The organism is Streptomyces sp. NPDC007905, assembly GCF_042959345.1.
Lineage (GTDB): Bacteria > Actinomycetota > Actinomycetes > Streptomycetales > Streptomycetaceae > Streptomyces.
This window is the reverse complement of the sequence record NZ_JBIBKS010000015.1, coordinates 84,529-110,989: the sequence shown is the minus strand read 5'-3', so window position 1 is coordinate 110,989 and position 26,461 is coordinate 84,529. Positions and strand designations below refer to the sequence as shown.

Here is a 26,461-nt window from a genome sequence, read left to right as displayed (position 1 = left end):
ATGTCCTTTCCCCTGCTGACAGCGGCGGCGGCACTCCCGGCCGTCGGAGCGGTCGCCACGGCCGCCGTACCGGCCACGCGCCGCACCGCCGCCAAGTGGCTGGCGCTGATCGTCTCACTCGCCACCCTCGCCCTGGCGATCACCGTCCTGATCCGCTTCGACCCGGGCGGAGCCCGCTACCAGCTCACCGAGTCCCACGCCTGGATCACGGACTTCGGGGTCAGGTACGAGCTGGGCGTCGACGGCATCGCGGTGGCCCTGATCGCCCTGACCGCCCTGCTGATCCCGTTCGTGATCCTCGCCGGCTGGCACGACGCCGACCCGTTGGAGACCGGCAACCGCCACTGGCGCCCCACCCAGGGCTTCTTCGCGCTGATCCTGGCCGTCGAGGCGATGGTGATCATCTCCTTCGAGGCCACTGACGTCTTCCTCTTCTACCTCTTCTTCGAAGCCATGCTCATCCCGATGTACTTCCTCATCGGCGGCTTCGGGGACCGTGCCCACGAGCACGGCGAGGAGGCGGCCTCGACGCAGCGGTCGTACGCGGCGGTGAAGTTCCTGCTCTACAACCTCGTCGGCGGTCTGATCATGCTGGCCGCGGTGATCGGCCTCTACGTGGTGGCGGGTAACTTCTCGCTCACGGAGATCGCCCAGGCCCGTGCGAACGGCTCGCTGCACATGGCGACGAACACCGAACGCTGGCTGTTCCTCGGCTTCTTCTTCGCCTTCGCGGTGAAGGCACCGCTGTGGCCGCTGCACACCTGGCTGCTTAACGCCATGCAGGAGTCCACCGCCCCGGTCGCCGTGCTCATCACCGCGGTCGTCGACAAGGTGGGCACCTTCGCGATGCTCCGCTTCTGCCTCCAGCTGTTCCCGGGCGCGAGCAAGTGGGCGACGCCGGTCATCCTGGTACTGGCGCTCATCAGCATCATCTACGGGGCGCTGCTCGCGGTCGGCCAGCGGGACATCAAGCGGCTGGTGGCGTACGCGTCGATCTCGCACTTCGGCTTCATCATCCTGGGCATCTTCGCGATGACCAGCCAGGGTCAATCCGGCGCCACGCTCTACATGGTCAACCACGGCATCTCCACCGCCGCCCTGATGCTGGTCGCCGGCTTCCTGATCTCCCGGCGCGGCTCGCGGCTCATCGCCGACTACGGCGGTGTCCAGAAGGTCGCCCCGGTGCTCGCCGGCACTTTCCTGATCGGCGGGCTCGCCACCCTCTCCCTCCCCGGGCTCGCGCCGTTCGTGAGTGAGTTCCTGGTCCTGGTCGGCACGTTCACGCGCTACCCGGCGATCGGGATCATCGCCACCTTCGGCATCGTCCTCGCCGCGCTCTACACCCTCGTGTTGTACCAGCGGACGATGACGGGCCCGGTGAAGCCCGAGGTCTCCGCGATGCCCGACCTCCGCGCGCGCGAGCTGGTGGTCGTCGCCCCGCTGATCGTGCTGCTGATCTTCCTGGGCGTCTACCCGAAGCCCGTCACGGACATCGTCAACCCGGCGGTCAAGCAGACGATGTCCGACGTACACAAGACCGACCCCAAGCCCTCGGTGGAGGCGGCCAAGTGAGCGCAACAGTCGTCCACAGCCTGTGGACAACCGCGGCCGACCCGATCTCCAAGATCCCGGCGCCGAAGATCGAATACGGACAATTGTCGCCGACCCTGATCGTCGTCGGTGCGGCGTTGATCGGGGTGCTCGTCGAGGCGTTCGTCCCGCGCAGGTCCCGCTACTACGCGCAGCTGTTCGTGTCCGTCGTAGCTCTCTGTGCCGCGTTCGCCGCGGTCGTGGCGCTGGCGGCCGACGGGTACGGCACCACCAAGGCGCACATCGCGGCCATGGGCGCGATCGCGGTGGACGGGCCGTCCCTGTTCCTGCAGGGCACCATCGTGCTGGCCGGTCTGGTCGCCCTGTTCACCTTCGCCGAGCGGCGCCTGGACCCCGCGGCGCACGGCAACCGGGTCGACTCGTTCGCGGCACAGGCCGCGTCCGTGCCGGGCAGCGACAGCGAGAAGGCCGCCGTCAAGGCCGGGTTCACCACGACCGAGGTCTTCCCGCTGCTGCTCTTCGCGATCGCCGGCATGCTGGTGTTCCCCTCGGCCAACGACCTGCTGACGCTGTTCGTGGCCCTGGAGGTCTTCTCCCTGCCGCTGTACCTGCTGTGCGCGCTGGCCCGCCGCAAGCGGCTGATGTCGCAGGAGGCCGCGGTCAAGTACTTCCTGCTCGGCGCGTTCGCCTCCGCGTTCACGCTCTTCGGCATCGCTCTGCTGTACGGCTACGCGGGCTCGGTGTCGTACGCCCGCATCGCGCAGGTCGTCGACGGCACGGTCACCAACGTCGATCCGGCACTGGCGAACACCATGGGCAACGACGCGCTGCTGCTGATCGGCACCGCGCTGGTCGTCATGGGCCTGCTGTTCAAGGTGGGCGCGGTGCCGTTCCACATGTGGACACCCGACGTCTACCAGGGCGCGCCGACCCCGGTGACCGGCTTCATGGCTGCGGCGACGAAGGTGGCGGCGTTCGGCGCGCTCCTTCGCCTGCTGTACGTCGTCCTGCCGGGCATGCGCTGGGACTGGCGGCCGGTCATGTGGGCGGTCGCCGTCATCACCATGCTGGGCGGCGCGATCGTCGCGATCACACAGACCGACATCAAGCGACTGCTGGCGTACTCGTCCATCGCGCACGCCGGATTCATCCTCGCGGGTGTCATCGCGACCTCGAAGGACGGCGTGTCGTCCGTCCTGTTCTATCTGGCCGGGTACTCGTTCGTGACGATCGGCGCCTTCGCGGTGGTCACGCTGGTGCGCGACGCGGGCGGCGAGGCGACCCACCTGTCCAAGTGGGCCGGGCTCGGCCGCCGCTCGCCGCTGGTGGCGGCCGTGTTCGCGGTGTTCCTGCTGGCCTTCGCCGGCATCCCGCTGACCTCCGGTTTCGCCGGGAAGTTCGCCGTGTTCAAGGCTGCGGCGGAGGGCGGCGCGGCCCCGCTGGTCGTCGTCGGTGTGATCTCCTCGGCGATCGCCGCGTTCTTCTACATCCGGGTGATCGTGCTGATGTTCTTCAGCGAGCCGCGGCCCGAGGGCCCGACCGTGGCCGTGCCGTCGCCGCTGACCATGGCGGCGATCGGCGTGGGTGTGGCGGTGACGCTGGTGCTCGGTGTGGCGCCGCAGTACTTCCTGAACCTGGCGAGCCAGGCCGGAGTGTTCGTGCGCTGAGGCGCCCCGCCCAGTCCGTGCGGCCCCGGTTCCTCCGAGCGAGGAGCGGGGGCCGTCGCACGTCAGTGGCCCGACATGCCCTGCATGGTCGAGGAGGGGCATTTCACGGTCGGGTTCCACTGGGCGAAGAGGCCGCTGGGGTTCTTCTTGTAGAGCCATACGTGCAGGTCGTAGTGGCGGGGCATGCCAGGGTAGTGACCGTCCATCGGGCCTTGGAAGTCCTGCCCGAACAGGCGGGGCCGCTGCATGTTCTTCCCGGTGACCGGAACGACCCACTCCACCCCGACGAGCCGGCGCTTGCCGTCGGCGGCGTCCTCGTAGAGCAGGGAGGCGGGCTTCTTCGGGTCGAGGGAGCCGAAGAGGGACTCGTTGAAGTAGTGGAAGCCCATGCCGCCCTGGGCTCGGGCCAGACACAGGTGGGGCTCGTAGCCATTGGCGGTGGCGAGCGGCAGGTAGCTGTACTGCGCCGTGGCGGCGTATGCCTGGGCCAGCTGCTGTTCGGTGAAGGGGTCCAGGCCGGTGGCGTGGGCCGGCGCGGACGCGGGCACGGCGAGGGCCGAGACGAGGGCGAGAGCGGCTCCGGCGAGACGAGCGATCATGAGATGGGCTCCTAGGGGCACGCGCGGGTGGAACCGTGCACACCCGTGCCCACGGGGAATCGGACGTGAAGCGTGATCCGTCGGCGTGCGGGCCTCCTCCCGGCCCGCCCCAGCAGCCTGTTTCCGGGCAGGGGGAGGCGGCCATCCAGGAGCACCCAATCGGTTGATCGGCGGCCGCCAGGAAACACCCGATGGGTTGATATGACGAGTCACCCGCACCTGTGGACAATTTCCTGCACTGTCGGCGCGGGCCCCTATCGTGGACGCAGTGGTCGAGGGACGACGCACGGGGGACAGGACACGGGGGACAGAAGATGAGCGGAACGGGCGGGATCAGCGAGATGCCAACAGTGACCGAGGGGCCGGGCGCGACCGAGAGCGAGGCGCTGGCCACGCTGCACCGGGTCTTCGGGTACGACGCCTTCCGCGGCGAGCAGCAGGCCGTCATCGAGCACGTGGTGGCGGGCGAAGACGCCGTCGTCCTCATGCCGACCGGCGGCGGCAAGTCGCTGTGCTATCAAATTCCGGCCCTGGTCAGACCCGGTACGGGCGTGGTGGTCTCGCCGCTGATCGCGCTGATGCAGGACCAGGTGGACGCCCTGCGTGCCCTGGGGGTGCGGGCCGGCTTCATCAACTCCACGCAGGACTTCAACGAGCGACGCGTGGTCGAGGCCGAGTTCCTCGCGGGCGAGCTGGACCTGCTGTACCTGGCCCCGGAGCGGCTTCGGGTGGAGACCACCCTCGACCTGCTCTCCCGGGGCAAGATCTCCCTCTTCGCGATCGACGAAGCGCACTGCGTGTCCCAGTGGGGCCACGACTTCCGCCCCGACTACCTGGCCCTCTCCCTGCTCGGCGAGCGGTGGCCGGACGTCCCGCGGATCGCCCTCACGGCCACGGCCACCCACGCCACCCACCAGGAGATCACCCAGCGGCTGAACCTGCCGACGGCCCGCCACTTCGTCGCCAGCTTCGACCGGCCCAACATCCAGTACCGGATCGTTCCCAAGGCCGACCCCAGGAAGCAGCTGCTCGCCTTCCTGAGGGAGGAGCACGCCGGCGATGCCGGCATCGTCTACTGCCTCTCCCGCAATTCGGTGGAGCGGACCGCCGAGTTCCTGAGCGGCAACGGCATCGAGGCGGTGCCCTACCACGCGGGCCTGGACGCCGGCACGCGCGCGGCCCACCAGTCACGGTTCCTGCGCGAGGAGGGCCTGGTCGTCGTCGCGACCATCGCTTTCGGCATGGGCATCGACAAGCCGGACGTGCGGTTCGTCGCCCACCTGGACCTGCCCAAGTCGATCGAGGGCTACTACCAGGAGACGGGCCGCGCGGGCCGCGACGGCCTGCCCTCCACGGCCTGGATGGCCTACGGCCTCAACGACGTCATACAGCAGCGCAAGCTGATTCAGTCCGGCGAGGGCGACGAGGCGTTCCGCCGCCGGGCCGCCGCCCACCTCGACGCCATGCTCGCCCTGTGCGAGACCGCCCAGTGCCGGCGCGGCCAGCTGCTGGCCTACTTCGGCCAGGAACCGTCCGCCGCGGGGTGCGGCAATTGCGACACCTGCCTCACTCCGCCCGAGACCTGGGACGGCACGGTCGCCGCGCAGAAGGTGCTGTCGACGGTGGTACGGCTGCAGCGGGAGCGCGGACAGAAGTTCGGCGCCGTGCAGATCGTCGACATCCTGCTGGGCAAGCGCACCGGCAAGGTGATCCAGTTCGACCACGACCAGCTGTCCGTCTTCGGCATCGGCCAGGACCTCACCGAGGGCGAGTGGCGGGGTGTCGTCCGGCAGCTGCTGGCCCAGGGACTGCTCGCGGTCGAGGGGGAGTACGGCACGCTGGTGCTCACCGAGGCAAGTGGCTCGGTGCTCCGCCGGGAGCGGGAGGTGCCGCTGCGCAAGGAGCCGAAGCCGGCCTCCTCCCGCTCGGCTTCGGGCGCCTCCTCCGGCCGGGGCGACCGCAAGGTCAAGGCCGCCGCGGTCGAGCTGCCCGACGAGCTGCTTCCCGCCTTCGAGGCCCTGCGCGCCTGGCGCGCCGAACAGGCCCGGGAGCAGGGCGTCCCCGCGTACGTCATCTTCCACGACGCCACCCTGCGGGAGATCGTCACCCGTTGGCCCGGCTCGGTGCGGGAGCTGGGCGCGGTGAGCGGCGTCGGCGAGAAGAAGCTGGCGACGTACGGCGAAGGGGTGCTGGAGGCGCTGAACTCCCTGGAGGGTCCCAGGCCGTCCGCCGGCGCATCCCCGACAGGTGATGAGTCTCCGGCGGACGAGTGGCCTGAGCCGGGGGACGAGCCGGAGCCGGACGACTGGATATAGCCCGGCACTCCGGCAGCACAGAGGGAGCTGGGCGGACCGGGCCTCACAGCCCGCGCGCCGCGTAGGCCCTCACGTCGGCGTCCGAGTCTGCGGTGGCCGTGGCCAGGGCCGCGCGGGCCTCCTCGGTGGCGTGATGCCGGGTCAGGGCCAGGACCACTGCCTTGCGCACGTCGGCGTTCGCATCGGCGAGGGCCTTGGCGAGGGCGGGGACGGCCGTCTCGGCGTGCGCGACCGACAGCGCGGTGGCGGCGCCTGATCGGACCTGCCAGGCCGGATCGGACAGGGCGGCCACGGCACGCGCGGCCAGTGGCGCCGGGCAGCCGGCCGTGGCAAGCGCCCCCAGCGCGGCACCGCGCACCAGCGGGTCGGCGTCCTCGGTCAGCCGGTCCAGGGCGCCGGTGAGCAGCTCCCGGGCCCGCGGGTCCAACGGTGCCGGGCTGACGGCGGCCAGCGCCTTGGCCACGATGACGCGGACCTCCCGGGAGGCATCGTCCGCGGCGCCCGCCAGCGGTTCGGCCGCGTCGACCGACACGAGGGCGCGCACGGCCTCGATGCGGACGGAGATGTCGGGATCGTCCAGCGCGGCGGCGAACACGGCGGCTCCGCCCAGCCGCAGCGCGCGCAGCACATCGAGGGCCGCCGCACGGACCACGGGGTCGGCCTCGCTCAGCGCGCCGGTGAGGACGGCGCCCAGCGCGGGTTCGGACGGCAAGGTCTCGACGAGTTCGCGCAGGGAGGCCGCAGCGGCCCGGCGGACCTCGGAATCCGGGTCGCCGAGGGCACCGGCCAGCGCCTGCCCGGTGCCGGGCGGCAGGGTCTCGGTGAGGACCGAGACAGCCGTACGGCGGACCGCGGCGTCGGGATCCGACAAGTAAGACCTGAGGGAGGCAAGTTCGGGCTCCTCCTCGGCCAGCTCCAGCAGCTCCAGGAGCCGAGGCGAGGCGGTGCCACGGGCGCCGCTCGCGCCCACGGTCCCGGCCGCGCGGGCGGACGTCGGACCGGCCGCGACCGGTGCCAGATCGCGCGGGCCGGCCGTGGCGACGTCCTCGGGACGGACCTCGCCGAGCCGCCGGGAGGGACCGCCGGCCGGGGCGAAGCCCTCGACCGGGACCAGATAGGGAGCCACGGGACGGGCCGTGAACTCCATCGCACCAGAGGGGGACTTGTGCAGATCGAGGTGGTGGAACCAGGAGGCGTCGTCGCGCCCGGGGTGGTCGATGCGGTCGTGGTAGAGCCCCCAGCGGGACTCGGTACGGGCGAGGGAGGCTCGGGCGGCCATCTCCGCGCAGTCGCGGATAAAGGTGACCTCGGCGCAGCGCATCAGCTCGTGCGGTGTCCGGGCGCCCATCGCGGCGATGTCGGCGCGCATCCGCTCGAAGGCCTCCAGGGCGAGGGACAGCCGGGCGCCGGACTTGGGCGGTGCCACGTAGTCGTTCACGAAGCGGCGCAGCTTGTACTCGACCTGGGTCTGCGGCGGGCCGTCCGGGTTGCGGAGCGGGCGGTAGACCAGCTCGTGCGCCTCGCGCACCTGGTCCGCGGGAAGCTCTCCCTCGTACGCCGTGTACTGGGCGGCGTCCGCGCCCGCGAGGTCGCCGAAGACGAAGGCGCCGATCATGTAGTTGTGCGGGACGCAGGCGAGGTCGCCCGCGGCGTAGAGGCGGGGGACTGTCGTACGGGCGTGGTCGTCGACGCGGACGCCGGAGGCGGAGTGGCCGCCGCACAGGCCGATCTCGGAGATGTGCATCTCGATGTCGTGGGTGCGGTAGTCGTGCCCGCGTCCGGCGTGGAAGGTGCCGCGAGTGGGTCGCTCGGTGGAATGCAGGATGGACTCCAGCGCGGCGACCGACTCCTCGGGCAGGTGGCTCAGCTTCAGGTAGACGGGGCCGCGGTCGCTGGCGACCTCGGCGGCGAACTCGGCCATCATCTGCCCGGACCAGTAGTCGGAGTCGACGAAGCGCTCGCCGTGCCGGTTGACCTGGTAGCCGCCGAAGGGGTTGGCGACGTAGGCGCAGGCCGGTCCGTTGTAGTCCTTGATCAGCGGGTTGATCTGAAAGCACTCGATGCCGGTCAGCTCGGCGCCCGCGTGGTAGGCCATGGCGTACCCGTCACCGGCGTTGGTGGGGTTCTCGTAGGTGCCGTAGAGGTATCCGGAGGCCGGCAGACCGAGGCGGCCGCAAGCGCCGGTCGCGAGGATCACCGCCCCCGCGCGGACGGTGACGAAGGCGCCGGTGCGGGTGTTGAAGCCGACCGCTCCCACCGCCCGCCCGTCGTCCGGCGCCGTCAGCACGCGCGCCGGCATCACCCGGTTCTCGATGCGTATCCGCTCCCGCATCTCACGACGCCGCAACTGCCGGTACAGGACCTTCTTGACATCCTTGCCTTCCGGCATCGGCAGTACGTACGAGCCGGAGCGGTGGACCTGGCGGACCGCGTACGCGCCATGCTCGTCCTTCTCGAACTTGACCCCGTACGACTCCAGACGCTGCACCATCGCAAAGCCGCGGGTGGCGGTCTGGCGGACGGTGGACTGGTCGACGATGCCGTCGTTGGCGCGGGTGATCTCGGCGACGTAGTCGTCGGGCTCGGCGCGACCCGGGACGACCGCGTTGTTGACACCGTCCATGCCCATGGCCAGCGCGCCGGAGTGGCGGACGTGGGCCTTCTCCATGAGCAGGACGCGCGCGCCCCGCTCGGCGGCGGTCAGGGCGGCCATGGTGCCGGCGGTGCCGCCGCCGATGACGAGGACGTCGCAGGTCAGCTCCTCGGCGTCGGTGATGGCCGGGATCTCCAGGGGGGTCTGCGCTGGGGCGTTGGCGGGGGTGGTCACCGGGGTGCCTTTCAGGTGCCGAGCGAGGAGAGGACGGCGCGGCGCAGTGCCACGCGGGCCGGATCGTCGAAGGCCGCGCGGTCGCGCGGGCGCGGCACGTCGCGTACGGCGGCCACGCGGCCGGAGCCGAGGAGGGCGACGCGGTCGCCGAGGAAGAGCGCCTCGTCCACGTCATGGGTGACGAAGACGACGGTCGCGCCCGAACCGCGCAACACCTCCACGAGCAGGTCCTGCATGCCGGAGCGGGTCTGCGCGTCGAGGGCGCCGAAGGGCTCGTCCATGAGAATGGCGCGGGGACTGCCGGCCAGGGCGCGGGCCAGTTGCGCGCGCTGGCGTTGCCCACCGGACACGCGGTGCGGCAACTGCCGTGCCTGTGCGGCGAGTCCGACACGGGTGAGCCAGGACTCGGCCTGGGAGCGGCGCTCCGAGCGCGGAACTCCCTTGATCGCGAGCGGAAGTTCGACGTTGGCGCGCAAGGTGCGCCACGGCAGCAGCGCGTCCTCCTGGAAGATCAGCGCGCGGTCGGCGGACGGCTCGGTCAGCGGGTCGCCGTCCTGCTCCACCGCCCCGGCGAGCGGGGACAGCAGTCCGGCGAGCGTGCGCAGCAGCGTCGACTTGCCGCAGCCGGAAGGGCCGACGACGGTAAGGATCTCGCCGGGCGCCACGTCCAGGTCGACGTCGTACAGGACCGGGACGTCCGGCCGACCGAGGACGGCGGCCTGCAGGGTGAGCCGGGTACCGGCTACACCCTCCCGGGCCGACGCGTCCGGAGCGGCGACTGTCTCGACCGTCTCAGACGAGGTGCTCATCGCGCGCCTCCTGCTCGGTGTCGTCGTGGCCCTGATGCTGGTTCTCGGGCTGGTTCTCGGAGTCGCCGTCTGCCTTCACGGTGACCGGAGCGGCGCTGCGGGGCACCGGCGTGCGGTACCGGCCGCCGGGGACGTACGAGGTGCGGGGCAGCCAGCGGGTCAGGCGGCGGCCGAGGAGTTCCACGGCCGTGGAAGTGACCCAGCCGAGGACGCCGATCGTGACCATGCCGACGAAGACACCCGGGTAGTTCACGACCGTGTAGTCCTGCCAGGTGCGGTAGCCGACGCCGTACTGGCCGGAGATCATCTCGGCGGAGATCACGCAGATCCACGAGACGCCGATGCCGACCGACAGGCCGCCGAAGATGCCGGGCAGCGCGCCCGGCAGCACGACCGAGCCGAGGATCCGCAGCCGGCCGCCGCCGAGGGTGCGCACCGCCTCCTCCCAGACGGGGCTGAGCGCCCGGACGGCGTGCCGGGTGGAGACCAGCACGGGGAAGAAGGCGGCGGTGCAGGTGATGAAGACGATGCCCTGCTCGTTCGAGGGGAAGAGGAGGATCGCGACGGGGACGAGGGCGATGGCGGGGATCGGCCGGACTACTTCCATGACTGGGCCGAGCAGGTCCTCGGCGAGGTGCGAGCGGGCCACGAGCACGCCTGTCGCAACGCCGAGGACGGCCGCCAGAGTGAAGCCGGTGAGGATCCGTGTGAGGCTGTCGGTGAGGTCGGTCCAGTAGTCGCCGCCGGAGAGCCGGTCGGCGAAGGCCCGGGCCACGTCGGCGACCGTCGGGAACTGCGAGAAGCGCAGCCACAGATCGACATCCAGGCTGGTCAGCAGCTGCCAGAGCCCGAGGGCGGCGGCCAGGGACGCCGCCCGCAGCGCATACCGGGCGAGCGGCCGCCCTGTCATGAGGACCGTCCGAGCGCGTCGGTGTACGACACCGTACGGGCACCCCCGTGAGCCGCGATGTACGCCTGAGCGGTCGCAGGGGCCACGAAGGGCAGCAGTTGGTCGCCGTCGGTCACCCAGACCGCCTTGTCGGCGAACCAGAGGGTGCCGGTGGTGGCGTCGGGGACGTAGGCGGCGCGGATGCCGCGCCGGTGCGCGGCCACGTAGGCCAGCAACGCCTTCGGGGACTTGAAGGAGACGGTCCTCTCGCTGCCCTTGGCCCACACCTCCCCCGCCGCCGGTGCGGGCGTGGCGGCGAGCCGCTCGGCGTAGGAGGCGCCGAGAGCCTTCTTCACGTACTGGTCGTCGACGAACGAGTCCACGTCGATGTCACCGGTCAGCTTGGCGGCCTTCAGCACGGACACGTCCTGCTTCAGCGCGGAGACGAGCTGCGGCTTGACGGCCGGGTCGAAGGTGGCGATGCCGTGGGCGCCGTTGTAGAGGTAGACGACCTCGGCGGGCAGGCCAGTGGCCTTGGCGACCTTCTCCGCGGCTGTCACCGGGTGGCCGTTGAGGTAGTCCGTGGCCTGCTTCTGTGCCTTGAGGAAGGCATCCAGGACGGCCGGGTGCTGTTTGGCGAAGTCCTCGCGCGCGGTGACGCCGTGGAAGGTGGGCAGGTTCAGCTGGGCGCCGTCGTACAGGGCCTTCGCCTTGCCCTGGTAGGCGAGCAGGCCCGGCCAGGCGACGAACTGCGACAGGGCGTCCACGCTGCCGGCGAAGAGGGCCGAGGCGCCCACGGCGGGCTGCTGGTTGAGCTTGGAGACACCGGTGTTGGGGTCGATACCGGCGCGCTGCAGGGCCCGTACGAGGGTCCCGTCGGCGGCGGAGCCGACACTCGTGGAGACCTTCTTGCCCTTGAGGTCCCTGAGGGACGAGAGCTTGGAGTCGGGGGGCGTGACCACGGTGTTGAGGCCGCCACGCAGGTTGTAGCCGGTGACCGACACCAGGTGGGTGGGGCGGCCGAGTTGCTTGCCGCGGGCCGCGTTCAGCAGCAGCGGGAAGTCTCCCATCGACCCGATGTCGATCTTCCCGGCGGTCATCTGGGCGGTGATCGGTGCGCCGGTGGCGTAGTCCTGCCAGTCGACCTTGTAGGTGTGTCCGTCGTGGAGGGAGTTCAGCTGCTTCTCGAAGTAGCCCAGGGAGCGGAGCAGAGTCCCCGCGGTGACCGTGTTGATGGTCTTGGACTGATAGCCGACGGTCACGGTGACCGTGGAGCCGCTGCCTGCCTCGGCGCTGCCGCCGCAGGCGGACAGCGGGAGGAGGAGCGCTGCGGTGGACAGGGCAACTGCCGTGCGTTTCATGGTGGTTCGGCCTCTCGCTGGAGCAGGTCGGAAGGATCAGCGGAGCAGGTAGGGCATGTTGACCGTGACGGCTCCGGTGGGGCAGCGGGCCGCGCACGGGCCGCAGTACCAGCACTCGTCGACGTGCATGTACGCCTTGCCGCTGCTCTCGTCGATGGCGAGGGAGTCCAGCGGGCACATGTCCACGCAGAGCGTGCAGCCGTCGATGCACTTCGACTCGTCGATGGTCACGGGCACGTCGGCCCGCTGGGGCGCCAAGGGCATGGCTGTCTCCAGGAAACGGGTCAGGCAGGGGTTACGGGGAGGGTGGGGAGCTACACGGCGCGGTGAAGAAGACCGCTCATGGTGATGCGGTCGCCGCGGAAGCGGATGAACTCCAGGTCGACGGGTTGGCCGTCGGCGAGGTGCGTGAGGCGTTCCAGCATCAGCACGGCCGCGCCGCGCGGGGCCTGGAGCACGGCAGCGGAGTGGGCGTCCGCGTTCACTGCCTCCAGGGTGATCTCGGCGTGGCCGAGAGGCTGACCGGTGATGGCTTCCAGCAGGCGGAAGACATCGGTGTTCTCCAGGTCGGCGCCGAGCAGGGCGGTGCCGACGTCGAGCGGGATGTAGGTGAGGTCGAGGGAGAGGGGGAGGCCGTTCAGGCGGCGCAGACGTTCGATGTAGAGGACGTCTGCGCCGGCCGGCACGCGGAGGCGTTCGGCCACCGGGGCGGGCGCGGGGGCGGGGCCCATGGTGCGGACCTCGTTGGTGACGCGGCCGTGTTCGCGGAGGGTTTCCGCGAGGCCCATCAGGCGGTCGAGCCCATGGGGGTACTTCTGGGCGACGACGACGGTGCCGACTCCGGGCTGTCGTTCCACCAGGCCCTCCGCCCGGAGCAGGTCCAGGGCTTGGCGGACGGTGTTGCGGGAGGCGCGGTAGTCGGTGGCGAGGGTGGATTCGTGGGGGAGGGCGCCGTCCGGAAAAGCGCCACTGAGGACCTGGTGGCGCAGGAGGTCGGCGAGCTGCCGGGCCCGGTCCGCACGGAGCCGACGCCGTGCGCGGTGGGCGGCGACGGTGGTCGCGGCGCCCTGACCGGCGTGGTCTCGGGGGCGGTCGGTGGCTGGCATGGCTGGAACCATACCCAGAAGGTAGGGAAAGGGGTGTTGCCGGAGTGTTGCGCCATGTGAAGGGGTGTTGGATCGGGCGCTGAGCTGCGGTTTCTTCGAGTGGCGAGGAAGATCTGCCACCCCGGGCGACGTGGTGTCGAGGCACCTTCGGCCCGCCCGGCGCCTCAGGACGAGGCCGGCCGCGCCGAAGCGAAGGACTGGGGCGGCAGCCCCGACCGGGCTACGACAGTGCCGTCAGTGCCGGAGCGAACGTGATCAGAAGCGGCAGCAGGGGCACCAGCGCAGCCACCGTCGTCGTAAGTGCCCGCTGTCGGCGCAGCAGCCGTGGCGGGGGCTCCAGGAGGCGGTCCACGCGTTCGCCGAGGAGGCGGCGGCTGGAGGCGCAGGACAGGACGCCCCGATGCTGGTTCAGCTCGATCAGGGCCAGGGCGGTGGTGACGTGGCCGCAGCGGCGGGAGGCCGCGTCGTCGGCGGCCAGTTCGACCAGCCGGTGCGTCTGGTCGCAGAAGTGGGCGAAGAGCGGGATGCGCGGGAAGCCCGTGGCCAGCGCGGTGGACAGGTGGAGCAGCCAGTCGTGGTGGGCGCGGGCGTGGCCGCGCTCGTGGGTGAGGACGGCGTCCAGTTGGTGGTCGGTGAGGCGGTGCAGCGCCCCGGTGGTCACGACCAGCTGCGGCGGATGCCCCGGCATCCACCAGGCGTCCGGGTACTCGTCCTCCAGCACCAGCATCGGCCCGCGCGCCGCCGGCAACCCCGCCGGGAGGTCGGGTGCGCGTTCGCGCAGGTGCGCGCGGGTCTGGCCACGGCGTCGGCGGGCCTCGGCGAGTTCCCGGCCCAGCATCGCCGTCGTCCAGGCGGCCCCGCAGGCCAGCAGCATGGTCAGGGCGACCGCCCACACCGGGGCCGTGGAGAGGTCGTACGCGGCGGTCACGGCGGGCGGCGCCGGGGCGAACACGCGGTCGCGGACCGTGTGGAAGACGGCCGCCGCGCCCAGGACCAGCGCGGTGAGACAGCACAGCAGGACCGTGGCGACCAGGCACTGCCACACCCACAGCCCGACCACGGGTTCCCGCTCGGGCCAGGCCGCCCGGGTCAGCGCACGCGGCGCCGGCACGGCGGCCGTCAGGGCGACGACGCTCAGCAGGAGCAGGCAGACGGTCATGCCGGGGCTCCGGTTCCTGGTCGGAGAGGCGTGCGGGTGCGGGTGGTGCCGTGGCGATGTGCCGGGGCGCATCGCGTGGTCCGGGTGGTGCGGTGGCGATGCGCCGGGGCGCATCGCGTGGTGCGTGTCCCCGTCAGTATGACGGGGACTGGGGGCAGGAGTCAGGTGTCGAGCACCGATCGCGTCCTTCCGCGCGCTTCCCTGGGCCCCTCCCGGCGCTTGCGCGGGGCTGGCTCCCGGCAGCCGGCCTCCCACTCCTATGCCCGCACTCCCACCCCTACGCCCGCATCGCTGCCCGCACCGCCGCGACCACCTCTTCCTCCGTGGCCCCGAGCGGCCGCACCTGCGCCGCGAATCCTCTCGCAAGGGCAGCGAGTTCTCGGGCCGCCCCCAGCAGCAAGGTGGACACCACCAGTCCCCAGGCGGCGAGGACGGCCGGGGTCCGGTCGCGGCGGGACTGCTCGTCGCCGGGCCGGGTGGCGATCCCTGCGAAAGCGGACATCTTGTACTCACCTGCTTGTATCAGGCGGCGAGTACAAGAGGGGCGCCCACGACGGACTTGCGTCAAACGGTTGCTGGAAGCCGACGTTCACCCCGACACGACGCGCCCGCTGACCTCTCCCAGTCCGACCCGGGTCCCGTCCGCCCCTGGGGCCCACGCCGACAGCGTCACGACGTCCTCGTCCTCCAGGAATGCCCGCTTGCCCTCCGGGAGTTCGAGCGGATCGCGGCCGTTCCAGGTCAGCTCCAGGAGTGAACCGCGCTGGCGCTCCTGCGGACCGCTCACCGTGCCCGAGCCGTACAGGTCGCCGGTGCGCAGCGAAGCGCCGTTCACCGTCATGTGGGCGAGTTGCTGGGCGGCGGTCCAGTACATGGTGGAGAACGGCGGCTCGGACACCACATGACCGTTGATCGCGACGGAGATCCGCAGGTCGTAGCCGCCCGGCTCGATCCCGGGGGCCGAGTCGTCCAGGTAGGGGAGCAGCGGGTGCGTGCGCTCCGGGGGTGCCACGCGCGCGTGCTCCAGCGCCTCCAGTGGGGTGATCCACGCCGAGACGGAGGTCGCGAAGGACTTGCCGAGGAACGGGCCGAGGGGGACGTACTCCCAGGCCTGGATGTCCCGTGCCGACCAGTCGTTCAGCAGGCACAGTCCAAAGACGTGCTCCCGGAAGTCGCCGAGCGCGACCGGGCCGCCCCGCTCGGAGGGCACGCCCACCACGAAGCCGACCTCGGCCTCGATGTCCAGCCGGATCGAGGGGCCGAAGACGGGTGCCGGGTCGCCGGGGCCCTTGCGCTGCCCGGACGGCCGTACGACGTCCGAACCCGACACGACCACCGTGCCGGAGCGGCCGTGGTAACCGATCGGAAGGTGCTTCCAATTGGGGGTCAGCGAGTCCTCGGCGTCCGGGCGGAAGATCTGGCCGACGTTCCGGGCGTGGTTCTCGGAGGCGTAGAAGTCGACGTAGTCGGCGACCTCGAAGGGCAGATGCAGGGTCACCGACGACAGGGGGTGGAACAGCGGTTCGATCTCCGATCGGTGCGAGGGCACCGTCACCCACGCCGTCAGTGCCCGCCGCACGTCCGACCAGGCCGTGCGCCCGGCGGCCAGGAGGGGGTTGAGGGTGGGCTGCGCGAGCAGGGAGACGTACGGCGAGCCCAGGGCGGCGGCCGCGGCGCCGGCGTCGAGAACGTGGTCACCGAGTCGGACGCCGACCCTCCGCTCCGTGCTGCCGGAGGGCGAGAACACGCCATAGGGAAGGTTGTGCGGACCGAAGGGGTCGCCCTCGGGGACGTCGAAGGGGGGCATGGGGTGCTGCCTCACTCTCATCCGCGCCATGCATGGCGATGCGTTCCATGTGGTCGCGGCACACGTTACGGCTGAGTCGCATGTCTTGGGCAGTGGCTCACGGCTGCTGGGTCATGCCTCGAATGGTTGCTCGATTGATGTCTAAAGAGTTCGCAATGTCCGAATAGGCCTTGTGGGAGGCGGCAATTCCGGCTTAGCGTCCTTTGGGGGACACGGACGGGGTGGGTCCGGTCCGTAGGGGGGACACGTGGGGGGACCCGTGGCCGGAAACGCCGTCAGTGTGCCTTGGGAGGCCGACCGTGACGTGCCGGGGTTGATCGTCAAGTTCGGCGACTATCCGCTGCACCATGGGGGTGTCGGCGCGATCCGCAGCCTGGGCCGCCTGGGTGTGCCCATGTATGCCATCACCGAGGATCCCTACACACCGGCGGCCTCCTCCCGCTATCTCACAAGGTCGTTCGTCTGGCCGACGACCGGGTCCGAGGATCCGGGTCACCTGGTCGAGGGCCTGCTGCGCATCGGCCGTCGGATCGGCCGCCCGACCGTTCTGATCCCGACCGACGAGGAGGCCGCCGTCCTGATCGCCGAACACCAGGACGACCTGGCCGTTTCCTTTCTCTTCCCGCGCGTCGCCCCCGCACTGCCGCGCCGGCTGGCCAGCAAGCAGGGCCTGCACGAGCTGTGCGTGGAACACGGCATCGCGAGCCCGTCGGCCGCGTTCCCGGCGACCTACGAGGAGATCGTCGCCTTCGCCGACAAGGCCCGCTTCCCGGTGGTGGCCAAGAACCGCGAGGCGTTCGTACGGCGCAGACGGCCCGCCGTCAACGGCACGACGAGGATCGCCACGCGCGAGGGCCTGCTCACCCTCGCCCGCGACTGGGGCGAGCAACCCGGGGTGATCCTCCAGGAGTACCTGCCGAGGGAGGAGGCGGAGGACTGGATCGTGCACGCCTGCTTCGACGCCGACTCCGCCCCGCTCGCCCTCTTCACCGGCGTCAAGGTCCGCTCCTGGCCGCCGCACGCGGGCATGACGGCGAACGCGTACGTCGTCGACAACCCGGAACTCGCGGACCTCGCCGCGCGTTTCATCAAACAGATCGGCTTCAGCGGAATCATCGACCTCGACCTGCGCTTCGACCGGCGTGACGGTCGGTACAAACTCCTCGACTTCAACCCGCGCATGGGCGCCCAGTTCCGGCTCTTCGAGAACGAGTCGGGCGTGGACGTCGTACGCGCGATGCACCTGCATCTGACCGGCCGACCTGTTCCGGAGGGGGAACAGCGGGCCGGCCACCGCTACATCGTGGAGAACATCGACCTGCCCGCCCTCCTCGCCTACCGCCGCAGCGGCTATACGACGCCGCACGCGCCGGTGAAGGCGAGCGGGACGGAGCTGGCCTGGCTCGCGGGTGACGACCCGCTGCCGTTCCTCACGATGCTCGCCCGCTTCGTGCGCCCTGGCGCGAAGCACCTCTATCAGCTGTGGCGGACCAGCCGCCGAGGCAGCAGCACCAACACCGCCACGAAGTAGGCAAGGCCACGAAGGTGGCGCACCGTGTCTCTGGGGAGGGACTTCGTGATTCGACCGGTCGCAGTCATCGGGGCCGGGCCGTTCGGCCTGTCCACCGCCGCCCATCTGCGGGCGCGCGGGATCCCCGTCCGCGTCTTCGGCGACCCCATGGTCAGCTGGCGCGACCACATGCCCGAGGGCATGCTCCTGAAGTCGACTCCCGCCGCATCCAGCCTCGACTGCCCACAGCCCGGCCACACCCTCGCCGACTACTGCGACGCGGCCGGCATCCGCCGGCTGGTGACCGACGAGGACATCATCCCGGTGGAGACCTTCATCGCCTACGGCGAGTGGTTCCAGCAGAAGCTGCTGCCCGACCTGGAGCGGGTCCGGGTCGTCTCCGTCGACCGTGACAAGAGCGGCGGGTTCGAACTCAAACTGGACTCGGGGGAGTTGTTCAACGCCCGCGCCGTCGTGGTCGCCACCGGTCTGTCCGGGCTCGCCCACCTCCCGGCGGAGCTGGCGGGAGCGGCGGCCGACGGACCGACGCCCACGGGCCCGGTCTCCCACAGCTCCCAGCACCACGACCTCACCCGCTTCGCCGGCAAGGAGCTGATCGTCGTCGGCGCAGGCCAGTCCGCCCTGGAGACGGCCGCCCTCGCGGCCGAGGCCGGCGCCCAGGTGCGCGTGGTCTCGCGCGGCCGCGGCCGGGTCGCCTTCGGCGCACCGCCCTGGCACCAGCCCAGGCTGCGCCCCGAGTCCCCGTTCGGCCGCGCCTGGTCCCTGTGGGCGCTCAGCTACTACCCCCACCCCTACCGCTTCCTGCCGGACCGGACCCGCCACTACCTGGTCCGCCGGGTCCTCGGCCCGCTCGGCGCCTGGTGGCTGCGCGACCGGTTCGAGGGCAAGGTGCAGGTCCAGGAGGTCGAGCGGGTGGTGGCCGCCGAGGCACCGGACGGCAGCCCCGTTCTCACCGTCCGCACCCACGGTGGAGGCACCGAGCGGCTCTCCGCCGACCACGTCATCGCGGCCACCGGCTACCGGGTGGACATCGCGGCGATGGACTTCCTCTGCCACGAACTGCGCACGCGGCTCGCGGTGAGCCGGGGCACGCCCAGGCTCGGCGCCGGATACGTCTCGTCCGTGCCCGGCCTGTACTTCACCGGCCTCCCGGCGGCGTCCTCGTACGGTCCGGTGATGCGCTTCGTCTGCGGCACGGAATTCGCCTCGCCACGGCTGGCCAAGCACCTGGCGGCCGCCCACGGCTGAGAGGCCCGAGGCCCCCTACGCCTCCTCGGCCGCCCGTTGCCCCTTCAGGAACCCCTCGATCAGCTCGGGCGGGTTGGCGGCCGTGGTGGCCTCCACCTCCCAGCCCGGGCAGTACATGTCGAAGATCACGACGGGCAGCGGGCGGCCGAAGACCTTCTCGATCCGGCCGTCCGCGTGCAGCCGGCGGGCCGGCTCGACCCAGGCGTCGGCGAAGTGCGTCCCGAGCACCTCACGTCGGACGTCCCGCTCCCGTCGGGATCCCTCTCCTCGAACCGCCGCCCGAGCCCCTCGACCTCCTTCTACGGGCGCGCCCCGACCGGGTCCTCGGGACCTTCCGAGCATCTCGAAGCCGTCCAGCAGCCGGCCGGCGCAGTACCAGCGGGCCTCGCCGCGGTCCCTGTGAACCTTCTCGCGCTCGTACTGGTTCTCGGTGTTGTAGCCGACGGCCACGTACGGGCGGAGGTCGTCGTCGTCCACCCGCCGGATACGGAAGGAGAGAGTGTAGATCTCCGGCTTCAGCTCCTTGGGGGAGCGCTCGATGACGCCCGTCGCCGCCTTCGGAAGATGGGCCGAAGATTCTCCGTGCCGGTCTGTCACACCATCCGCCCCCGCTCCGTCAGTGCAGTGCGAGCAACCCGACGCGCACCACGGCCACTGGAGGCAGCACCAGGCAGGCGCGGATGACCAACCCGGCGTACGTCCTTCCGGCCGCCCTGAAGGGCATCGGCACGATCTTCCAGGGGATCGGCGGGGGCGGACTGCCGCAGGAGCTGGCCGAGATCGTCGGGCTGCGGGCCAGCCAGATCAACGGGCGCAGCGCCTGTGTGTACGGCCACACGGTGAACCTGCGCAAGGCCGGTGCGAGCGAGGAGCGGATCGCCGGCGTCGTGGCCTGGCGTGAGGCGCCCTGCTTCACTCGGGCCGAGCGTGCGGCGCTGCAGCTGACCGAGCGGGTCACGCGGCTGGCCGACCTCTCCGAGGAGCCGGTGCCGGACGCGCTGTGGGACGAGGTGGCCGGCCACTTCGACGAGAAGCAGCTCTCCGCGCTGATCCTCACCATCTCGCTCACCAACATGTTCAACCGCATCAATGCCACCATCAGGGAGCCCGCGGGCACCACTTGGGGCTGAGCAGCACACAAGTCCGGGAACATCGCGGTGAGTCGGCGGGGCGCGCTGTCCGTATTCTCTGATCATGGCCGCACCCCCCGCACACGCACTGATCGCCACCGACCTGGACGGGACGCTGCTGCGCGGCGACGACACCGTCTCCGACCGGTCGCTCGCCGCGCTCGAGCGGGTGGCGCGGGCCGGCGCCCGGCACCTGGTGGTGACGGGCCGCCCGGCGCCCCGGGTACGGCCGCTCCTGGACGCGCTCGGCTGCACGGGGCTAGCGGTGTGCGGGCAGGGCGCGCAGGTCTACGACGCCGGCGCCGACCGCCTGCTGTGGTCGGTCCGGCTGGACCGGGAACTGGCCGAGACCGCGCTCGGCAAGATCGAGGCCGAGGTGGGCCAGGTCTATGCGGCCGTCGACCAGGACGGCGTGGACGGGCTGACGCTGATCGAACCGGGGTATCTGATGCCGCACCCCACTCTGCCCGCGGTGCGGGTCGGCCGGCGGGACGATCTGTGGTGCGAGCCGATCAGCAAGGTGTTGCTGCGCCACCACACGCTGTCCGACGACGAGTTGGCGGCGATCGCGCGCTCGGCGGTGGGCTCGCTGGCGACGGTCACGATGTCGGGGCCGGGGACGGTGGAACTCCAGCCCTGCGGTGTCACCAAGGCGACGGGGCTGGCGCTGGCCGCCGACCATCTGGGGATCGCCGCCGAACGGGCCCTCGCCTTCGGTGACATGCCCAACGACATCCCCATGTTCGACTGGGCCGGACGCGGTGTCGCCATGGCCAACGCCCACCCCGAACTCAAGGCGGTCGCCGACGAGGTCACACAGTCGAACGAGGACGACGGCATCGCCGTCGTCCTCGAAAGACTGTTCCCGACAGACTGACCGGGATATCAGTAGTGGCCTGCCACCGGTAGCGATCAGTAGGCGCCGAAGACGTTGTCGATCGACCCGTAGCGCGCGGCCGCGTAGTTGCAGGCGGCCGTGATGTTCGCGACCGGGTCGTAGATGTTGTAGGACGTTCCGGCCACGTGGTAGGCCTTGAACGTCGGGTCGATGACCTGGAGCAGGCCCTTGGACGGGATGCCCTTGGCCGCGTTGGAGTCCCAGAGGTTGATGGCCAGCGGGTTGCCCGACGACTCACGGATGACGTTGCGGTAGATGCCGTTGTACGTCCCCGGGATTCCCTTCTGGGCCATGATCGCGAGCGACTCGCGGATCCAGCCGTCGAGGTTGTTCGGGTAGCCGGCAAGGGTGGTGGAGGGCGTGGTGGCCGTGGGGGTGGCGGCGGAGGCGCCGGTCGCGCCGATGAGCGGAAGCGCGAGTACGGCGGCGCCGGTGCCGGCGACGGCGAGCGTGCGGATGAGGCGGTTGGTGCGGACGCGGCGGGGCTGAGCGGCAGCAGGCATGGCGAAATTCCTCTCCGTCGCCTGCGAGGTGAGCTGTCGGGTTCGGGCGGGGAGGTGCCCGGCCGTGCCTCTGGTGGGAGGCACGGCTTCACCCCTAGCCGTACCGGCACGACGTGTGTCGTGCCGGGACAGCGGCTTACCTGGGTCCCCCGCTCCTGCCGTACGAATGAGTTCGTCGATGGGTGGTGTCAGACGCGGCAGGATTCGGCGTTCGCCTGACAGGGCGGGAAGCTATGCGAGAGCACATGTCCGGAACAAGTATGGGATTCACACAAAGACCCCGTTGACCTTGATCTGTGCCATATGGGGTGCTTGATCCTTTGCGGTTGCCAACCCTCAACTGGCTGACGTGGCAAGGGGGAACCGGTGGTGGGGCGATCAGCCGGGTACATGGGTATGCGTGACCCAATTCACGAAATAGCAAAGTGTACCAAACCGGACATGGGGGATTCGGGAGTTTTGTCGGTCGTGGCGCAAAAGGAGTAATCCGCCCACCGTCCAGTTCGCGACAAACCGGACTAGTTCCTGTTAAGTCAATAGATGTCCATCCTTATCGGATCATCAAAAACATACCGGCCGTGATCCGATACCGCCGGGCTGGACCGGTGGGCGCTATCGGTGATCGAAACAGGACCGGATACGCTGACTTGAGTGAGGGCAGCGACCTATCGACAAACCGTGTAATCGCCACCAGACACCAGCAGACAGGAGACCCCTCGTGACCGTCGTCGGGCCGTTCGGGCTGAGCGTGCGGGACCAGGCTCTGGAAGCCGATGTCCAGGCCGGATTGGCGGCTGTCGAGGAAGGCTTGCTCGAAGCCACCAAGAGCGAGGTCCCGTTCATCACGGAGGCCGCGCAACACCTCGTACGAGCCGGTGGGAAGCGGTTCCGGCCGCTGCTCGTGATGCTCGCGGCACAGTTCGGCGACCCGTACGCGCCAGGCGTCGTGCCGTCGGCCGTCGTCGTGGAGCTGACCCACCTCGCCACGCTGTACCACGACGACGTCATGGACGAGGCGTCCGTGCGGCGCGGCGTGGACAGCGCCAACACCCGCTGGGGCAACTCCGTCGCGGTCCTCACCGGCGACTTCCTCTTCGCCCGCGCCTCCCAGATCCTCGCCGACCTCGGCCCCGAGGCGGTCCGGGTGCAGGCCCTCGCGTTCGAGCGGCTGGTCACCGGGCAGATCCTGGAGACGGCGGGCCCCTCGGACGGGCGGGACCCGGTCGAGCACTACCTGGACGTGCTCGGAGGCAAGACGGGCTCCCTGGTGGCCGTGTCGTGCCGGTTCGGCGCGATGATGTCCGGGGCCGACGAGACGGTCGTCGACGTGCTCACCCAGTACGGCGAACGGCTCGGGGTCGCCTTCCAGCTCGCGGACGACGTCCTGGACATCGCCTCCGACTCGCGCGAGTCCGGCAAGACCCCGGGGACCGACCTGCGCGAGGGCATCCCGACGCTGCCCGTCCTGCGGCTGCGCGAGCGGGCCGCCCGGCTGGGGCTGCCCGAGGACGTCGCGCTGTGCGCGCTGCTGGACTCCGACCTCACCGACGACGCCCGGCACGCCGAGGCGCTCGCCGGGCTCCGTGCGCACCCCGCGCTGGAGCAGGCCCGCCGGGACACCGTCCGGTACGCGGAGGAGGCGCGCTCCGCGCTGGCCCCGCTGCCGGAGTGCGACTCCAAGGCGGCGCTGATCGAGCTGTGCGACGCGGTGGTGCACCGGGCCGGCTGAGGCCCCGTACTCGGCGCGAGGGCGGTGTCTCCCGCCCGACCCCTACGGGTCGGGGGAGGTGCCGCCCCTGTGTGTCATACCGCAGGCGTACACGGAGTTGGCTCCGAGGTCTGACGCTTCCTCACGGCCGATTTGGTCAGATGGAAACCACGGAAATCACCACTCCTCACCGATTCGGGTGAGAATGGCGGCTCAGGTGGACCAGTGTGGGGACAGCCGCCGCCGACGACGGAGGTAAGGCACAGATGGCACCGTACGAATCCGACGACGCAACGGGCGCCGTTCAGGACGAGGACCTGCACTCCGGACGCCGCAAGGCCGCCCGGTACGTGGTCCCGGTCGCGGTGGTGGGGGTGGCGGCGGCCACGATCGGGCTGGTCCCGGCGCTCGCCAACTCCGGTGACCCCGACCTGCCGAAGATCACCGCGCAGCAGCTCATCGAGAAGATCGCCAAGTCGGACGTGCAGCAGCTGTCCGGCACGGTGAAGGTCAGCACCGACCTCGGCCTGCCGGACCTCGGCGGCCTGGAGAGCAGCCTGGCGTCCGGGGCGGCCCGCGGCGGCGGCTCCTCCGCCGACCCGACGTCCAAGCTCACCGAGCTGGTGTCCGGCACGCACACCCTGCGCGTGGCGGCCGACGGCCCGGACCGGCAGAAGCTGTCGCTGCTGGAGAGCGGCGCCGAGTACAGCCTCATCCACGACGGCAAGGACGTCTGGGGCTACGAGAGCAAGAGCAACGAGGTCTTCCACGGCACCGCCGCCGACTCCGGCAGGGAGCACCGGGCCGAGCCGCCGGCCACGCCGAAGGACTTCGCCGACGAGGCCCTGAAGTCGGTCGACGACACCACGTCCGTGACCGTCGACGGCACCGCGCAGGTCGCCGGACGCGACGCCTACAAGCTGCTGATCAAGCCCAAGCAGTCCGGTACCACGGTCGGCGCGATCACCATCGCCGTGGACGCGAAGACGGGTCAGCCGCTGAAGTTCACGCTGACCCCGAAGAGCGGCGGTGCCGCCGTGCTCGACGCGGGCTTCACCCAGGTGTCCTTCGCCAAGCCGGCCGCCTCCACCTTCGACTTCACTCCGCCCAAGGGCGCGAAGATCACCGAGGAGAAGCCCGACGGCAAGAAGGGGACCGAAGCGCCGGAGCACGCCCCGAAGCCCGGCGAGGACTTCGCCAAGGGCCTGGGAGGGGCCACGGTGCTCGGCAAGGGCTGGACGTCCGTCGCCACCTTCGACACCGGCACCAAGGGCGGCCTGCCGTCCGGCTCCCGGGGCGGTGACCTCGGCGGCTTCCTCGGCTCGCTCGGCGACCAGGTCTCCGGGAAGTTCGGCAAGGGCACGGTCTTCTCCACCCGCCTGGTCAACGCCCTGATCACCGACGACGGCAAGGTGTACGCCGGAGCGGTCACCAAGGACACGCTGGTGAAGGCGGCGAACGAAGGGAAGTAACCCTTCCCGGGCACGACGAATCGAGGGGAGCCGATGGACGAACCGTCCGCCACGGAGCGGGAGTCGGGGGACGCGCCGGCGCATGTCATCGCCACGCGCGGCCTCACCAAGCGCTACCGCGGCGGACAGCTCGCCGTCGACGGTCTCGACCTGGCCGTCCCGGCGGGCAGCGTCTTCGGCTTCCTCGGCCCCAACGGCTCCGGCAAGACGACCACCATCCGCATGCTGATGGGCCTGATCGAGCCGACCTCGGGCACGGCCCGCGTCCTGGGCCGCCCCATGCCCAGGGCCGGCCGTGCCGTCCTTCCGCACGTCGGCGCGCTGATCGAGGGCCCCGCCCTGTACGGCTTCCTCTCCGGCCGTGACAACCTGCTGCGCTACGACGCCGCCGACCCGACCGCCGACCCCCGCACCCGGCGCGCACGCGTCGCCGCCGCCCTGGACCGGGTGGGCCTGACGGCCGCCGCGGCCAAGAAGGCGAGGGCGTACTCGCTCGGCATGAAGCAGCGCCTGGGGCTGGCCGCCGCCCTGCTCCAGCCGCGCAGGCTGCTCGTCCTGGACGAGCCGACCAACGGCCTCGACCCGCAGGGCATGCGCGAGATCCGTGCCCTGATCCGGGAGTTGGCCTCCGACGGCACGACCGTGTTCCTCTCCTCCCACCTTCTCGACGAGATCGAGCAGGTGTGCACGCACGCGGCGGTGATGGCCCAGGGCCGCCTGATCACGCAGGGCGCGGTGGCCGACCTGGCGGCCGGGGCGCGCGGCCGGCTGGTGGTGACCACCCCCGACCCGGGCGAGGCGGCCCGGGTGCTGAAGGAGCAGGGCATCGGGGACGTCGCCGTGGACGGCGACCGGGTGACCGGCGAACCGCCCGAGCGGGACCTCGCCGAGGTGAACGCCGCCCTGGTCACGGCGGGCGTCCGCGTGCGGGGCTACACACTCGAACGGGCCTCGCTGGAGGACGCGTTCGTGGCACTGACGGGGGAAGGCTTCGATGTCGCGGGCTGAGGCACCCCAGGCACCCGCCGTGCGCCGGGTCAGTGCTTTGTGGACCTTCGGGCTGCTGCGCAGCGAGCTGGTCACCACCGTCCGGCGCTGGCGCACGCTCGCGCTGCTCGGGGTGCTGGCGGCGGTGCCGGTGCTGGTCGGCATCGCCGTGAAGATCGAGACGCGGGGCGGCCCGGCGTCGGGCCGGGGCGGGGGTGAGGGGCCGGCGTTCATCGCGCAGATCACCAACAACGGCCTGTTCCTGGTGTTCACGGCACTGGCCGCGACCCTGCCGTTCTTCCTGCCGATGGCGGTGGGCGTCGTCGCGGGCGACGCCATCGCGGGCGAGGCGGGCGGCGGCACCCTGCGCTATCTGCTGGTCGCCCCGGCCGGCCGGACGCGTCTGCTGCTCACCAAGTACACGACGGTCATGGCCTTCTGCGTGCTGGCCACCCTGGTCGTGGCCGTCTCCGCGCTGATCGTCGGTGCGCTGCTGTTCCCGCTCGGCGGCCTCACGACCATCTCCGGCACCCGGATCACCTTCGCCGAGGGCCTCGGCCGGGCGCTGCTGATCGCCCAGGTCGTCGCCGCCTCGCTGGTCGGCATCGCGGCCCTCGGCCTGTTCGTGTCGACCCTGACCAACAGCGGCATCGCGGCGATGGCGACCACCGTCGGCCTGCTCATCACCGTTCAGATCCTCGACCAGATACCCCAGCTGCACGCTCTGCAGCCGTACTTCTTCCCCCACTACTGGCTGTCCTTCGCCGACCTGATGCGCGAGCCCGTCTACTGGGACGACCTGGTGAAGAACCTCAGCCTCCAGGCGCTGTACGCGGCCGTGTTCGGCTCGGCGGCCTGGGCGCGGTTCACGACGAAGGACATCAGCGCGTAGCA

23 protein-coding genes and 1 riboswitch are annotated in these 26,461 nt (G+C 71.0%); of the genes, 11 read left to right on the top strand and 12 right to left on the bottom strand.

The annotated features are described in order from the left end of the window. Together ACFZDC_RS25910 and nuoN are read left to right on the top strand one after the other, a co-directional pair. Positions 1-1,572, top strand: a complete 1,572-nt coding sequence (locus tag ACFZDC_RS25910; RefSeq protein WP_391327504.1) for an NADH-quinone oxidoreductase subunit M — start codon at positions 1-3, stop codon at positions 1,570-1,572. Continuing rightward, on the top strand, positions 1,569-3,218 hold the full coding sequence (gene nuoN, locus ACFZDC_RS25905) for an NADH-quinone oxidoreductase subunit NuoN (protein ID WP_391327503.1): 1,650 nt from the start codon (positions 1,569-1,571) through the stop codon (positions 3,216-3,218). The genes ACFZDC_RS25910 and nuoN overlap by 4 nt, the downstream gene beginning before the upstream one ends. Positions 3,219-3,280: 62 nt before the next feature. Here the strand turns inward: nuoN and ACFZDC_RS25900 are convergent, their stop codons facing one another. Then, positions 3,281-3,817 (bottom strand): hypothetical protein, encoded by a 537-nt coding sequence (locus ACFZDC_RS25900; protein WP_391327501.1) that lies wholly within the window; start codon positions 3,815-3,817, stop codon positions 3,281-3,283. A 314-nt stretch (positions 3,818-4,131) separates the two neighbouring features. Between ACFZDC_RS25900 and recQ the strand changes: the two genes are divergently transcribed. Beyond that, complete coding sequence (gene recQ, locus ACFZDC_RS25895) at positions 4,132-6,132, top strand: DNA helicase RecQ (protein ID WP_391327499.1); 2,001 nt, start codon at positions 4,132-4,134, stop codon at positions 6,130-6,132. A gap of 43 nt (positions 6,133-6,175) precedes the next feature. Here the strand turns inward: recQ and ACFZDC_RS25890 are convergent, their stop codons facing one another. From ACFZDC_RS25890 to fahA, 9 genes are all read right to left on the bottom strand, one after another. Continuing rightward, complete coding sequence (locus tag ACFZDC_RS25890) at positions 6,176-8,959, bottom strand: fumarate reductase/succinate dehydrogenase flavoprotein subunit (protein WP_391327497.1); 2,784 nt, start codon at positions 8,957-8,959, stop codon at positions 6,176-6,178. An 11-nt stretch (positions 8,960-8,970) separates the two neighbouring features. Next, the gene (locus ACFZDC_RS25885) at positions 8,971-9,768 is read right to left on the bottom strand and encodes an ATP-binding cassette domain-containing protein (protein WP_391327495.1); all 798 of its coding nucleotides are present in this window, start codon (positions 9,766-9,768) and stop codon (positions 8,971-8,973) included. Then, positions 9,752-10,678 carry an ABC transporter permease subunit gene (locus ACFZDC_RS25880; RefSeq protein WP_391327493.1) on the bottom strand — a complete coding sequence of 309 codons (927 nt, stop codon included), beginning with the start codon at positions 10,676-10,678 and terminating at the stop codon, positions 9,752-9,754. Before ACFZDC_RS25880 ends, ACFZDC_RS25885 begins: the two co-directional genes overlap by 17 nt. After that, entirely contained in the window at positions 10,675-12,018 is a 1,344-nt protein-coding gene (locus tag ACFZDC_RS25875) for an ABC transporter substrate-binding protein (RefSeq protein WP_391327491.1), read from the bottom strand. The genes ACFZDC_RS25880 and ACFZDC_RS25875 overlap by 4 nt, the downstream gene beginning before the upstream one ends. Before the next feature lie 36 nt (positions 12,019-12,054). Further along, positions 12,055-12,282 (bottom strand): ferredoxin family protein, encoded by a 228-nt coding sequence (locus tag ACFZDC_RS25870; protein WP_030347217.1) that lies wholly within the window; start codon positions 12,280-12,282, stop codon positions 12,055-12,057. Positions 12,283-12,332: 50 nt separating this feature from the next. After that, positions 12,333-13,124, bottom strand: coding sequence for a UTRA domain-containing protein (locus ACFZDC_RS25865; protein WP_391327488.1), 792 nt, complete (start codon positions 13,122-13,124; stop codon positions 12,333-12,335). Positions 13,125-13,344: 220 nt separating this feature from the next. Then, positions 13,345-14,283, bottom strand: a complete 939-nt coding sequence (locus ACFZDC_RS25860) for a M48 family metalloprotease (protein WP_391327486.1) — start codon at positions 14,281-14,283, stop codon at positions 13,345-13,347. A gap of 277 nt (positions 14,284-14,560) precedes the next feature. After that, positions 14,561-14,785, bottom strand: a complete 225-nt coding sequence (locus tag ACFZDC_RS25855) for a hypothetical protein (RefSeq protein WP_391327484.1) — start codon at positions 14,783-14,785, stop codon at positions 14,561-14,563. An 87-nt stretch (positions 14,786-14,872) separates the two neighbouring features. After that, positions 14,873-16,090 (bottom strand): fumarylacetoacetase, encoded by a 1,218-nt coding sequence (gene fahA, locus ACFZDC_RS25850; protein ID WP_391327482.1) that lies wholly within the window; start codon positions 16,088-16,090, stop codon positions 14,873-14,875. A gap of 280 nt (positions 16,091-16,370) precedes the next feature. On the opposite strand from fahA, the gene ACFZDC_RS25845 reads away from it, so the two are divergent. Beyond that, complete coding sequence (locus tag ACFZDC_RS25845) at positions 16,371-17,621, top strand: ATP-grasp domain-containing protein (protein ID WP_391327740.1); 1,251 nt, start codon at positions 16,371-16,373, stop codon at positions 17,619-17,621. 45 nt (positions 17,622-17,666) lie between these two features. Next, positions 17,667-18,869, top strand: coding sequence for an FAD-dependent oxidoreductase (locus ACFZDC_RS25840; RefSeq protein WP_391327480.1), 1,203 nt, complete (start codon positions 17,667-17,669; stop codon positions 18,867-18,869). A gap of 15 nt (positions 18,870-18,884) precedes the next feature. Here ACFZDC_RS25840 and ACFZDC_RS25835 read toward each other — a convergent pair whose 3' ends face one another. Next, positions 18,885-19,466: a hypothetical protein gene (locus ACFZDC_RS25835; RefSeq protein ID WP_391327479.1), complete on the bottom strand. Its 582-nt coding sequence runs from the start codon at positions 19,464-19,466 to the stop codon at positions 18,885-18,887. Positions 19,467-19,549: 83 nt separating this feature from the next. Between ACFZDC_RS25835 and ACFZDC_RS25830 the strand changes: the two genes are divergently transcribed. Next, a complete protein-coding gene (locus tag ACFZDC_RS25830) occupies positions 19,550-19,999 on the top strand; it encodes a carboxymuconolactone decarboxylase family protein (RefSeq protein ID WP_391327477.1) in 450 nt (149 codons plus the stop codon). Between the two features lie 64 nt (positions 20,000-20,063). Beyond that, positions 20,064-20,876: a Cof-type HAD-IIB family hydrolase gene (locus tag ACFZDC_RS25825; protein WP_391327475.1), complete on the top strand. Its 813-nt coding sequence runs from the start codon at positions 20,064-20,066 to the stop codon at positions 20,874-20,876. Positions 20,877-20,911: 35 nt separating this feature from the next. Here the strand turns inward: ACFZDC_RS25825 and ACFZDC_RS25820 are convergent, their stop codons facing one another. Further along, positions 20,912-21,400 (bottom strand): transglycosylase SLT domain-containing protein, encoded by a 489-nt coding sequence (locus tag ACFZDC_RS25820; protein WP_391327472.1) that lies wholly within the window; start codon positions 21,398-21,400, stop codon positions 20,912-20,914. A 5-nt stretch (positions 21,401-21,405) separates the two neighbouring features. After that, a riboswitch (cyclic di-AMP (ydaO/yuaA leader) is annotated at positions 21,406-21,620 on the bottom strand. Positions 21,621-22,118: 498 nt separating this feature from the next. Here ACFZDC_RS25820 and ACFZDC_RS25815 point away from each other — a divergent pair. The 4 genes from ACFZDC_RS25815 (at position 22,119) to ACFZDC_RS25800 (ending at position 26,459) form a co-directional block, all read left to right on the top strand. Next, complete coding sequence (locus ACFZDC_RS25815; protein ID WP_391327470.1) at positions 22,119-23,129, top strand: polyprenyl synthetase family protein; 1,011 nt, start codon at positions 22,119-22,121, stop codon at positions 23,127-23,129. 245 nt (positions 23,130-23,374) lie between these two features. Further along, on the top strand, positions 23,375-24,580 hold the full coding sequence (locus ACFZDC_RS25810) for an outer membrane lipoprotein carrier protein LolA (protein WP_391327468.1): 1,206 nt from the start codon (positions 23,375-23,377) through the stop codon (positions 24,578-24,580). Between the two features lie 33 nt (positions 24,581-24,613). Next, a complete protein-coding gene (locus ACFZDC_RS25805; protein WP_391327466.1) occupies positions 24,614-25,588 on the top strand; it encodes an ATP-binding cassette domain-containing protein in 975 nt (324 codons plus the stop codon). Continuing rightward, positions 25,575-26,459 (top strand): ABC transporter permease, encoded by an 885-nt coding sequence (locus ACFZDC_RS25800; protein WP_391327464.1) that lies wholly within the window; start codon positions 25,575-25,577, stop codon positions 26,457-26,459. The genes ACFZDC_RS25805 and ACFZDC_RS25800 overlap by 14 nt, the downstream gene beginning before the upstream one ends. Positions 26,460-26,461: the final 2 nt, after the last annotated feature.

Excerpts from the sequence above, each read along its gene's own strand:
- ACFZDC_RS25825 (WP_391327475.1), top strand. The coding sequence starts at position 20,064 with ATGGCCGCACCCCCCGCACACGCACTGATCGCCACCGACCTGGACGGG.
- ACFZDC_RS25810 (WP_391327468.1), top strand. The coding sequence starts at position 23,375 with ATGGCACCGTACGAATCCGACGACGCAACGGGCGCCGTTCAGGACGAG.
- ACFZDC_RS25910 (WP_391327504.1), top strand. The coding sequence starts at position 1 with ATGTCCTTTCCCCTGCTGACAGCGGCGGCGGCACTCCCGGCCGTCGGA.
- ACFZDC_RS25885 (WP_391327495.1), bottom strand. The coding sequence starts at position 9,768 with ATGAGCACCTCGTCTGAGACGGTCGAGACAGTCGCCGCTCCGGACGCG.
- recQ (WP_391327499.1), top strand. The coding sequence starts at position 4,132 with ATGAGCGGAACGGGCGGGATCAGCGAGATGCCAACAGTGACCGAGGGG.
- ACFZDC_RS25875 (WP_391327491.1), bottom strand. The coding sequence starts at position 12,018 with ATGAAACGCACGGCAGTTGCCCTGTCCACCGCAGCGCTCCTCCTCCCG.
- ACFZDC_RS25880 (WP_391327493.1), bottom strand. The coding sequence starts at position 10,678 with ATGACAGGGCGGCCGCTCGCCCGGTATGCGCTGCGGGCGGCGTCCCTG.
- ACFZDC_RS25900 (WP_391327501.1), bottom strand. The coding sequence starts at position 3,817 with ATGATCGCTCGTCTCGCCGGAGCCGCTCTCGCCCTCGTCTCGGCCCTC.
- ACFZDC_RS25860 (WP_391327486.1), bottom strand. The coding sequence starts at position 14,283 with ATGACCGTCTGCCTGCTCCTGCTGAGCGTCGTCGCCCTGACGGCCGCC.
- fahA (WP_391327482.1), bottom strand. The coding sequence starts at position 16,090 with ATGCCCCCCTTCGACGTCCCCGAGGGCGACCCCTTCGGTCCGCACAAC.
- ACFZDC_RS25865 (WP_391327488.1), bottom strand. The coding sequence starts at position 13,124 with ATGCCAGCCACCGACCGCCCCCGAGACCACGCCGGTCAGGGCGCCGCG.
- ACFZDC_RS25805 (WP_391327466.1), top strand. The coding sequence starts at position 24,614 with ATGGACGAACCGTCCGCCACGGAGCGGGAGTCGGGGGACGCGCCGGCG.
- ACFZDC_RS25820 (WP_391327472.1), bottom strand. The coding sequence starts at position 21,400 with ATGCCTGCTGCCGCTCAGCCCCGCCGCGTCCGCACCAACCGCCTCATC.
- ACFZDC_RS25870 (WP_030347217.1), bottom strand. The coding sequence starts at position 12,282 with ATGCCCTTGGCGCCCCAGCGGGCCGACGTGCCCGTGACCATCGACGAG.
- ACFZDC_RS25830 (WP_391327477.1), top strand. The coding sequence starts at position 19,550 with ATGACCAACCCGGCGTACGTCCTTCCGGCCGCCCTGAAGGGCATCGGC.
- ACFZDC_RS25800 (WP_391327464.1), top strand. The coding sequence starts at position 25,575 with ATGTCGCGGGCTGAGGCACCCCAGGCACCCGCCGTGCGCCGGGTCAGT.
- ACFZDC_RS25855 (WP_391327484.1), bottom strand. The coding sequence starts at position 14,785 with ATGTCCGCTTTCGCAGGGATCGCCACCCGGCCCGGCGACGAGCAGTCC.